This is a genomic window from Pseudomonas meliae, from assembly GCF_001400515.1.
Classification (GTDB): domain Bacteria; phylum Pseudomonadota; class Gammaproteobacteria; order Pseudomonadales; family Pseudomonadaceae; genus Aquipseudomonas; species Aquipseudomonas amygdali.
Genome location: NZ_LJQT01000152.1, coordinates 4064 through 4573 on the forward strand (window position 1 = coordinate 4064; position 510 = coordinate 4573).

1 protein-coding gene is annotated in these 510 nt (G+C 48.8%); it reads right to left on the reverse strand.

Annotated features, from left to right (window positions below):
• Window positions 1-39: 39 nt before the first annotated feature.
• Window positions 40-294, reverse strand: coding sequence for a DUF3820 family protein (locus ALO64_RS06730; RefSeq protein WP_004656040.1), 255 nt, complete (start codon window positions 292-294; stop codon window positions 40-42).
• Window positions 295-510 lie beyond the last annotated feature (216 nt).

Here is a 510-nt window from a genome sequence, read left to right on the forward strand (position 1 = left end):
CGGAGCACCGTTTTTTTCTCCCCCGGACCGCCTCTTTGTTTATCCCTTGTCCTTGAACGACTGACGCGGACGTGTGCGCAATGGGTCCAATAGCGCGCCAAGGCCGTTGTGATCGATTTCCTGCATCAATGCCAGCAAACCTCCCAGTTCACCTTTCGGAAAGCCTTCTCGCGCGAACCAGTTCAGATAATGACCTGGCAAATCGGCGATCAGCCGTCCTTTATATTTGCCAAACGGCATTTCCTGCGTCACCAATAACCTGAGTTTCTCCGGGTTCACCTGCAAGCCTCCCATCAATACATGTCGAACAGCACGATACGTGCATTCTGCATGCAGGCCAAACGACAGATCATGCAGAAGTCACGAACAGCCAATTGTGAAAATTTCGTAACTCATTGATTTTAAGCAATTATCTCCACATAAAAAACTGGCACGGTGTCTGCAATTACCTATACATCGAACACTTTCGTATCAACCTGCCATTAGGGACTCTCCGATCAAGTTTCCCTA